Annotated in this window: 11 protein-coding genes; 8 read left to right on the top strand and 3 right to left on the bottom strand. The window is 73.0% G+C overall.

Annotated features, from left to right (window positions below):
- Positions 1-113: 113 nt before the first annotated feature.
- Together StrepF001_RS43135 and StrepF001_RS43130 are read left to right on the top strand one after the other, a co-directional pair.
- A complete protein-coding gene (locus tag StrepF001_RS43135; protein ID WP_129803540.1) occupies positions 114-974 on the top strand; it encodes a metallophosphoesterase in 861 nt (286 codons plus the stop codon).
- Positions 971-1651 (top strand): 4'-phosphopantetheinyl transferase superfamily protein, encoded by a 681-nt coding sequence (locus StrepF001_RS43130; protein ID WP_129803539.1) that lies wholly within the window; start codon positions 971-973, stop codon positions 1649-1651. Before StrepF001_RS43135 ends, StrepF001_RS43130 begins: the two co-directional genes overlap by 4 nt.
- Positions 1652-1666: 15 nt before the next feature.
- On the opposite strand, the gene StrepF001_RS43125 is transcribed toward StrepF001_RS43130, so the two are convergent.
- From StrepF001_RS43125 to StrepF001_RS43115, 3 genes are all read right to left on the bottom strand, one after another.
- Positions 1667-1903, bottom strand: a complete 237-nt coding sequence (locus tag StrepF001_RS43125; RefSeq protein ID WP_129803538.1) for a hypothetical protein — start codon at positions 1901-1903, stop codon at positions 1667-1669.
- 215 nt (positions 1904-2118) lie between these two features.
- Positions 2119-2649, bottom strand: coding sequence for a toxin-antitoxin system, toxin component (locus tag StrepF001_RS43120; RefSeq protein WP_129803541.1), 531 nt, complete (start codon positions 2647-2649; stop codon positions 2119-2121).
- Between the two features lie 32 nt (positions 2650-2681).
- Positions 2682-3338 carry a helix-turn-helix transcriptional regulator gene (locus tag StrepF001_RS43115; RefSeq protein WP_129803537.1) on the bottom strand — a complete coding sequence of 219 codons (657 nt, stop codon included), beginning with the start codon at positions 3336-3338 and terminating at the stop codon, positions 2682-2684.
- Between the two features lie 223 nt (positions 3339-3561).
- On the opposite strand from StrepF001_RS43115, the gene StrepF001_RS43110 reads away from it, so the two are divergent.
- From StrepF001_RS43110 to StrepF001_RS43085, 6 genes are all read left to right on the top strand, one after another.
- Positions 3562-4233, top strand: a complete 672-nt coding sequence (locus StrepF001_RS43110; protein WP_165396571.1) for a hypothetical protein — start codon at positions 3562-3564, stop codon at positions 4231-4233.
- 109 nt (positions 4234-4342) lie between these two features.
- Positions 4343-5500: an FAD-binding oxidoreductase gene (locus StrepF001_RS43105; RefSeq protein WP_129803535.1), complete on the top strand. Its 1158-nt coding sequence runs from the start codon at positions 4343-4345 to the stop codon at positions 5498-5500.
- Positions 5497-5796: a (2Fe-2S)-binding protein gene (locus StrepF001_RS43100; RefSeq protein WP_129803534.1), complete on the top strand. Its 300-nt coding sequence runs from the start codon at positions 5497-5499 to the stop codon at positions 5794-5796. Before StrepF001_RS43105 ends, StrepF001_RS43100 begins: the two co-directional genes overlap by 4 nt.
- A complete protein-coding gene (locus StrepF001_RS43095) occupies positions 5789-7189 on the top strand; it encodes an NAD(P)/FAD-dependent oxidoreductase (RefSeq protein ID WP_129803533.1) in 1401 nt (466 codons plus the stop codon). The genes StrepF001_RS43100 and StrepF001_RS43095 overlap by 8 nt, the downstream gene beginning before the upstream one ends.
- Before the next feature lie 61 nt (positions 7190-7250).
- On the top strand, positions 7251-8147 hold the full coding sequence (locus StrepF001_RS43090; RefSeq protein WP_129803532.1) for a dihydrodipicolinate synthase family protein: 897 nt from the start codon (positions 7251-7253) through the stop codon (positions 8145-8147).
- A 13-nt stretch (positions 8148-8160) separates the two neighbouring features.
- Complete coding sequence (locus StrepF001_RS43085) at positions 8161-9162, top strand: proline racemase family protein (RefSeq protein ID WP_129803531.1); 1002 nt, start codon at positions 8161-8163, stop codon at positions 9160-9162.
- The last annotated feature ends 82 nt before the right edge of the window (positions 9163-9244 follow it).

The raw sequence follows: 9244 nt of genomic DNA, 5'->3' as shown, positions 1-9244 counted from the left end.
GGCATGATCCGCCGGACAGGCCCTGGCCCGCCGATACGTTCGGGTCGCCCTTGCCTGACGAGCCGCGGCTGTGTTCTCGTGGTCTCGTCCGTGTGATCGTAAGGGGGCGACAGGTGACATCGACGGCCGGTGGTGCCGGGCAGCTGCTGGCCATCAGCGACCTGCACATCGGGTACGCCGAGAACCGCGACCTGGTCAGGAAGATGCGCCCCGGCTCCGACGGCGACTGGCTGCTCGTGGCCGGTGACGTCGCCGAAACCGTGGCCGACATCCGCTGGGCGCTGGAAACCCTCGCGGGCCGCTTCCGCAAGGTGATCTGGGCGCCCGGCAACCACGAACTGTGGACCCACCCGTCGGACCCCGTCACCCTGCGCGGAGTCGCCCGCTACGAGCACCTGGTCGAGGTGTGCCGTGAGCTGGGCGTGACGACACCCGAGGACCCCTACCCGGTCTGGGACGGCCCCGGCGGCCCGGTGGCCGTGGCGCCGCTGTTCCTGCTGTACGACTACAGCTTCCTGCCCTCCGGCTGCACGACCAAGGACGAGGGCCTGGCGTACGCGCACTCGACCGGCATCGTGTGCAACGACGAGTACCTGCTGCACCCCGACCCCTATCCCACGCGTGAGGACTGGTGCCGGGCCCGGGTCGCGGAGAGCGAGCGCCGGCTCGCCGAGCTCCCCGAGGACCTGCCGACCGTCCTGGTCAACCACTATCCGCTGGACCGGCATCCGACAGAGGTCCTCTGGTACCCCGAGTTCGCCATGTGGTGCGGCACCCGGCTGACCACGGACTGGCATCGCCGGTTCCGGGTGGAGACCATGGTCTACGGGCACCTGCACATCCCGCGGACCACCTGGCACGAGGGCGTCCGCTTCGAAGAGGTGTCCGTGGGCTACCCGCGCGAATGGCGTAAGCGCCCGCAGCCGCCCGGCCGGCTGCGCCGCATCCTGCCGAGAGAGGAAGCGACCCGGTGATCGAGGAGCTGCTGCCCGACTCCGTGGTGGCCGTCGAGGCGCACGACGACGACGGGACCGAGCCGGCGCCGCTGTACCCGGAGGAGGCGGCAGTGGTTGCGCGGGCCGTCGCCAAGCGCCGGCGTGAGTTCGCCGTCGTGCGCGGCTGCGCCCGCCGCGCCATGGAGAAGCTCGGCGTGCCGCCGCAGGCCGTCCTGCCCGGGGAGCGCGGCGCCCCGCGCTGGCCGGACGGCCTGATCGGCAGCATGACCCACTGCGACGGCTACGGCGCCGCCGCCCTGGTCCGCGCCACCGACCTGGCCTCCCTCGGTATCGACGCCGAACCCCACGCACCGCTCCCGGAGGGCGTTCTGGAGTCCGTCGCCCTGCCGGGCGAGCAGGACCGGCTGCGCCGCCTGGCCGCGGAGCACCCCGCGCTCCCGTGGGACCGGCTCCTGTTCAGCGCCAAGGAGTCGGTCTACAAGGCGTGGTTCCCGCTCACCCGGAAGTGGCTGGACTTCTCGGAGGCCGACATCGACCTCGTCATGGACCCGCACGGGCGGATGCACGGCCGTTTCCAAGCCGCACTGCTCGTACCGGGCCCCGTCGTCGGCGGCGAACGCCTCGGCGGCTTCGAGGGACGCTGGACCGTCCAACGGGGTCTGGTGGCAACGGCGGTGGCGGTGCCGCACATCTGACGGCGGCCGGGACCGTCAGGGCTCCGGGCACCAGCTCTGCAGCAGGCGGAAGAACTCCTCCTCGTTGCCGGTCAGGCCCGCGGCTGCCAGCGCCTGCTCCGCCTCGGCGAGGACGGCGGGCGGGACGACGGGTGGCATCCGGGCGTCCGGTGGGCCGGCCGCGGTGTCGAACGCCGCTCGTACCGTGTGCAGCAGTCGAAGGTAGGCCTGCACGGCCATGCGCTCGCGGTCGGTCAGTACGGCTGTGGGCATCGGTCGGCTCTCCCCGCCTCGTCGTGGCCTCACGCGCCCGGAGGGCACATACGCCCCGCTCGCCGGTGGCGCCCCTCCAGCTTGCCGTCCACCACTGACAATCCGGCTCTGCCGCCCCCCGGTTCGCCCGCTCAGCGGAGGCGGAACCTCATCCGAACCCGGTGGAACAGCTGCCCTACGCTGGAAAACGGGCGCGGTGGGGCGGGGCGTCGGCCTCAGCCCTGCGGGCCCAGATACCCCAGCGACGCCTCGATCCGCCCGGCGAGATGATCCCGCTGCACCGGACCGCGCAGCGCCGAACCGGCAAGCCACGTACGGCACTTGCTGGCGAGCAGCAGCCCGAAGCTCTCCGCCTCCTTCTCGTCGGCGAGGTCGAACCGGGTGCGGGCGGCGACCTTCAGGACCGTGGCCTGGAGATCGGCGTTGTCGTCGAGTAAACGGGCCGCGACCGCGGCGCCCTCGACGTGATGGCTGCAGTGCCCCTGCTTCATGTGCCACAGCTCGTGCCCGAGGATCACCAACTGGTGGTCGGGCGCGGTGCGTTCCTCGATGACCACGAGGTCCTGGTCGGCCATGTCGAGCCACAGCCCGCTGGCCGTGCCGGGCGGGAAGGCGGCCGTACGGAAGTGGACGGGGCGGCCGCGGCGTCTGCTCATCGCGTCGCACAGGGCGGCGTACAGGTCGGCGGGCCTGGCCGGCGCGGGCAGCGTGAGCTCCGCTACCAGCTCGCCGCACAGCCGGCGCATTTCCCTACCGATGCCCACAGGTAACCCCCGGATCACGACTCGGGCCGCTGCACGCTCTCCAGGAGCATGTCCAGCCACTCGGCGACCTTGTCACGGTGCTGGTCGGTGGGCAGTTGGGCGGCCCGCCAGGCGATGCCGCGGACGCCGTGGTCCTGCAGCAGCCGCTCCAGCGGGTCGTCGGCGGCCGTGGCCGCCTCCCGCTCCCGGTCGGCGAGCTTCTGCAGCAGCTCCTGCTCGGTGCGCTGCAGCGTGCCCGCCAGCGCCTCCGGATCCTCTGCTGTGAGGAATCCGGCGTGCACCCGGAAGAAGCGCTGGATGGCGTCGCAGTGCTCCATGGTCGGCCGCCGGTCGCCGTTGATCAGGGCGCCGGCCTGCTGTCGCGACATGCCCGCGCCGTCGGCGATCTCCTGCTGGGTGTACCTGCGCCCGTTGGGTTTCAGCCGGGTGCGGCGCAGCAGGTCCAGGCGTTGCAGGAACCGGGCCTGCACGTCCGGCTCGCCTGCCGGGCGCCCGCTCAGCAGGTCCTTGACGACGGGCTCGGGGACACCGGAGGCCACGGACAGCCGGGCCGTGTCGAAGACCTCCGCGTGCGGTACGCCGAGCCGGCCGGCGAGCGCGGTGACACGGGCGATCACGGCCGGCAGCGTGGCCGTCGCCGTGGCGCCCGGAACCTCGTAGCCATCCGTCACCGACAGGTCTCCTACGTCTCTCACAGGCTTGTGGTCAGTGGTTGCCGTGAACTTCCCGGAGATTAGCGGGTGCTTCGAACTCACATCCAGGTCTCGCCACAACTGTGGCCAATTTCAGCCGTCAACGGGCATGAAATGCCACGATAGTTGACATCACAAGCGTCGGGGCAGCAGGATCGGGACGCCGCGTGAAGGCCGCATAGGCAAGAGGGGTGACCTCCCGATGGCACATCAGGCAGGAGGGCAGCGGTCCGCGCTGCGGTCCGTCCCCGAGCGTTCCGAGGTGCGGTCGTACCTCCAGGACTACACCGCGTTGCTCGAGGCCGTCCCGTTTCCGTCCGTCGTCGTCGACCACTGCTGGGACGTCGTCCTGGCCAACAGCGCGTTCCAGAGCCTCTTCCGCGAGATCGGTCCGCATCCGACGGCGATGCCGGGCGACAACTTCCTCAGGTTCGTGCTGTTCCACCCCGAAGCGCCCGCCGTCCTCGGCGAGCACGAGTCCCGCTGGTTCCTGCCGATGCTGGCCCACTTCGCGGCCGCCGTGGAGCGGCACGGACACGACCACGGACTGCAGGCGATCCGCCGGGAGATCGCACAGGACCCGATCATGGAGGCCGCCTACCGGCAGGGCCTGCCGCACTGGATCCGGTCCGTCGGTGAGGCCGCTGTCGAGCACGACGGGGCGGTCCGCCCGCTGCTGCACCCCGACCCGCGCTGGGGCGCCACCGAGTGCCGCATCGTCGGCGAGACCCCGAGGACCCTGCAGGACATGGGATACACCCGGCTGACCATGGTGCTGCGCGAAGTGCGCCGGCCGGCTCCCGCCCCGCGCCGCCGGACGCGCGAGCGCCGCACGGCGAGCCACCTCAGCGTGGTGCCCGCCCCCGAGGCCTGACCGGGCACCGTCGGCGTTCAGGTCGCCGGCGGCGCCACGGTCGGGGTTTCCCTGCATCCGCCGTGCGCGAGGTGTTCCGCCTTCCTGTGCTGTGTGACATATTACTGCTGTGGGCAACCAACTCACCTGCGATGTCGTGGTCGTCGGGGCCGGAATGGTGGGCGCCGCGTGCGCCCTGTACGCGGCCCGGGCCGGCCTCGACGTCGTCGTGGTCGACCGCGGTCCGGTGGCCGGCGGCACGACCGGCGCCGGCGAGGGCAATGTCCTCGTCTCCGACAAGGAGCCGGGCCCCGAGCTGGACCTCGCGCTGTTGTCGAGCTGGTTGTGGGCCGACCTTGCACAGGAGTTCGAAAAGTCCGTCGAGTACGAGGCCAAGGGTGGCGTCGTGGTGGCGTCGACCCCCGACGGGCTCACCGCACTGGAGCGCTTCGCCGCCGGCCAGCGCGCCGCAGGAGTCATCGCGCAGCCGGTTGCGGCCGACACGCTGTACGACCTCGAACCCCACCTCGCCCCGGGCCTTCCCGGCGGCGTGCACTACCCCCAGGACTCCCAGGTCATGCCCGCCCTGGCCGCCGCCGAACTGCTGCGGGCCTCCGGCGCCCGTCTCTTCACCGGCCGGAACGTGACGGACGTACTGCGCACCCCGGACGGCGCCGTCCGCGGAGTCCGTACCGACCGGGGCGATGTACACGCCCCGGCGGTGGTCAACGCGGCCGGCACCTGGGGCGCGGAACTCGCCGCGCTCGCGGGCACGTTCCTGCCCGTCCTCCCGCGCCGCGGCTTCGTCCTCGTCACCGAACCGCTCCCGCGCCTGGTCCGCCACAAGGTGTACGCCGCCGACTACGTGGCCGACGTGGCCAGCGACTCGGCGCAGCTCCAGACCTCGCCGGTCGTGGAGGGCACCGCCGCCGGGCCGGTACTGATCGGCGCGAGCCGCGAACGCGTCGGTTTCGACCGGACCTTCTCCCTGCCCGTCGTCCGGGCCCTGGCGGCGGGCGCGACCCGGCTGTTCCCGTTCCTTGAGCGGGTCCACGCCCTGCGCGCCTACCTCGGCTTCCGCCCGTATCTGCCCGACCACCTGCCCGCCATCGGCCCCGACCCCCGGGTCCCCGGTCTGCACCACGCCTGCGGCCACGAGGGCGCGGGCATCGGGCTCGCCACCGGCACCGGTCACCTGATCGCGCAGGTGCTCACCGCGCAGACCCCCGATCTCGACCTGACGCCGTTGCGCCCCGACCGCTTTCCCGCACCCGAGGAGGGCCCATGAACCCGCTGGAGCAGGCGCGCGCGCAACCGGGACCGGCCTTCACGGTCACCCTGGACGGCCGCGCGATCGAGGCACTGCCCGGCCAGACGGTCGCCGCCGCGCTCTGGTCGGCCGGCGTCACCTCGTGGCGCGCCACCCGGGGCGCGGGCCGGCCGCGCGGGATCTTCTGCGGGATCGGCGTCTGCTTCGACTGTCTGGTGACCGTCAACGACCGCCCGAACCAGCGGGCCTGTCTGGTGCCGGTGCGGCCGGGCGATGCGATCCGTACGCAGGAAGGGACGGGCCACGATGACTGAGCGACCGCACCTTGCGGTGATCGGCGCGGGTCCGGCGGGGCTCGCCGCCACCGTCGCCGCGGCGGCGCGCGGGGTCCGGGTCACGCTGGTGGACGCGGCGACCGAGGCGGGCGGGCAGTTCTACCGGCAGCCCGCCGCCGGGCTCGCCGCCCGCCGCCCGCAGGCCCTGCACCATCACTGGCGGACCTGGCGGCGGCTGCGGGACGCTCTCGCCGGGCACGTCGAGGCGGGCCGCGTCACACACCTGTCGGACCATCATGTGTGGTTCGTGGAGCGCGGGCCGTCCGGCGACTGCACCATGCACGCGCTGCTCGGCCCCGAGCAGGAGGAACCCGCCACCGTCCGGTCCGACGCCGTCCTCCTCGCCACCGGCGGATACGAGAGGGTCCTGCCCTTCCCCGGCTGGACCCTGCCCGGCGTCGTCACCGCCGGCGGGGCCCAGGCCATGCTCAAGGGCACCCTCGCCGTGCCCGGACGCACCGCCGTGGTCGCCGGAACCGGTCCGTTGCTGCTCCCGGTGGCGACCGGTCTCGCCGCGGCCGGTGTCGAGGTGGCCGCGCTCGTCGAGTCCGCCGGCCCCGCGGCGTTCCTGCGGCAGGGCCGGGCGCTGGCGGCACAGCCGGACAAGGTCGCCGAAGGGGCCGGATTCGCGGCCCGGTTGCTCCGGCATGGGGTACGCACTCTCGTCCGGCACACCGTCGTCGAGGCCCACGGCACCGACCGGCTGGCGGCGGTCACCGTCGCCGCCCTGGACGCCGACGGCCGGATCCGGCCGGGCAGTGAACGCCGTATCCCCTGCGACACCCTCGCCGTCGGCCACGGCATGCTGCCGCACACCGACCTCGCCGAGACCCTCGGCTGCCGCCTCGACGGGGCCGGCGTGCACGTCGACGACGAACAGCGCACCGACGTCCCCGGCGTCTGGGCGGCCGGCGAGACCACCGGCATCGGCGGCTCCGCGCTCGCCCTCGCCGAGGGCCACATCGCCGGCTGCTCCGCCGCCGCCCGCCTGCACGGCACCGCACCCGACCCGCGCACCTGGGCCGCGGCGGCGAGGTCCCGTACCCGTCTGCGGGCGTTCTTCGCCGCCCTCGACACCGGGTACGCGCCGCCCGCGCACTGGGCCGAACAGATCACCGACGACACCGTCGTGTGCCGGTGCGAGGAGGTCACCGCGCAGGCGGTCCGCGTGGCCGTGGGCGAGCTGGGCGCCGGCGACCTGCGGACCGTGAAGCTGCTGACGCGGGCCGGGATGGGCTGGTGCCAGGGCCGGATGTGCGAACCCGCGGTCGCCGGGCTCGCCGGGTGCCCTCAGACCGCGGGGCGCAGGCCGTTCGCCCGGCCGGTGCCGCTCGGCGTGCTGGCACAGGCGGGCGAACCGGACGACGACTGATCGGGCCCCACGGCCGCCGACAGTGACATGTCACACCGTATGGAGAGGGACCACACCGCAGATGACCGACACCGAGAACCGACCCTGGCGCGGCGTCCTCGTCGCCACCGCGCTCCCGCTGACCGACGACCTGTCCGTCGACCACGACGCATACGCCGAGCACTGCGCCTGGCTGATCGAGAACGGCTGCGACGGCGTCGTCCCCAACGGCTCGCTCGGCGAGTACCAGGTGCTCACGCCCGAGGAACGCGCCAAGGTCGTGGAGACGGCAGTGGCCGCGATCGGAGGGGCACGGGTGATGCCCGGGGTCGCCGCGTACGGCTCGGCTGAGGCCCGGCGCTGGGCCGAGCAGGCACGCGAGGCGGGCTGCGCCGCCGTGATGCTGCTGCCGCCCAACGCCTACCGCGCCGACGAGCGGTCCGTCGTGGCGCACTACGCCGAGGTGGCGAAGGCCGGCCTGCCCGTCGTGGCGTACAACAACCCGATCGACACCAAGGTCGACCTCGTACCCGAACTCCTCGCACGGTTGCACGGCGAGGGCCACATCCACGCCGTCAAGGAGTTCTCCGGCGATGTGCGCCGCGCCTACCGGATCGCCGAACTGGCCCCGGACCTCGACCTGTTGATCGGCGCCGACGACGTCCTGCTGGAGCTCGCGATCGCGGGCGCGAAGGGCTGGGTGGCCGGGTACCCCAACGCGCTGCCGAGGTCGACCGTCGAGCTGTACCGCGCCGCCGTCGACGGGGACCTCGCGACGGCCAGGTCGCTCTACGCGCAGCTGCACCCGCTGCTGCGCTGGGACTCCAGGGTCGAGTTCGTACAGGCGATCAAGCTGTCCATGGACGTGGTGGGCCGCCACGGCGGCCGCTGCCGTCCGCCCCGTGTCCCGCTGCTGCCCGAGCAGGAAGCCGTCGTCCGCGCCGCCACGGAGAAGGCCGTGGCGGCCGGGCTCGCCTGAAGGAGCCCGTCCCATGCGCAGCACACTCGTCCTGCACGCCGTCGACTCGCACACCGAGGGCATGCCCACCCGGGTGATCACCGGCGGGATCGGCACGATCCCCGGCGCCACGATGAACGAGCGCCGGCTGTACTTCCGCGAACACCGCGACGACATCAAGCAGTTGCTGATGAACGAGCCGCGCGGCCACTCCGCGATGAGCGGCGCGATCCTCCAGCCGCCGACGCGCCCGGACTGCGACTGGGGCGTGGTCTACATCGAGGTCTCCGGCTATCTGCCGATGTGCGGGCACGGCACGATCGGCGTGGCCACCGTCCTCGTGGAGACCGGCATGGTCGAGGTCGTCGAGCCGGTCACCACCATCCGCCTGGACACCCCCGCGGGGCTCGTCGTCGCCGAGGTCGCGGTGAAGGACGGCGCCGCGCAGGCGGTGACCCTCACCAATGTCCCGTCCTTCAGCGTCGGCCTCGACCGCAAGGCCACGCTCGCCGACGGACGGACGGTGACGTACGACCTCGCCTACGGCGGCAACTTCTACGCCATCCTGCCGCTGGAGCAGTTCGGCCTGCCCTTCGACCGCTCCCGCAAGGACGACATCCTCAAGGCCGGCCTCGCCCTCATGGACGCCGTCAACGCCGAGGCGGAACCCGTGCACCCCGAGGACCCGTCCATCCGCGGCTGCCATCACGTCCACCTGTACGCCCCCGGTGCCACCGCCCGCCACTCACGGCACGCGATGGTGATCCACCCCGGCTGGTTCGACCGCTCGCCCTGCGGTACGGGCACCAGCGCGCGCATGGCACAGTTGCACGCGCGCGGCGAACTGCCCCTGCACACCGAGTTCGTGAACGAGTCCTTCATCGGAACGCGGTTCACCGGACGGCTGCTCGGCACGACCGAGGTGGCCGGCGTCCCCGCCGTCCTGCCGAGCTTCACCGGCCGCGCCTGGATCACCGGCACCGCGCAGTACCTGCTCGACCCCACCGACCCCTTCCCGGCCGGTTTCGTCCTCTAGACCGTCCGCGCCCCCGCCTGCACCACCTGACACATCTGCCCGCACAAGGAGACGCCCCCATGCCCGCCCGGCGCCCCAGCAC

Source organism: Streptomyces sp. F001, from assembly GCF_004187715.1.
GTDB classification, from domain to species: Bacteria; Actinomycetota; Actinomycetes; order Streptomycetales; family Streptomycetaceae; genus Streptomyces; species Streptomyces flavusporus.
This window is presented reverse-complemented; position numbering and strand designations above follow the sequence as displayed.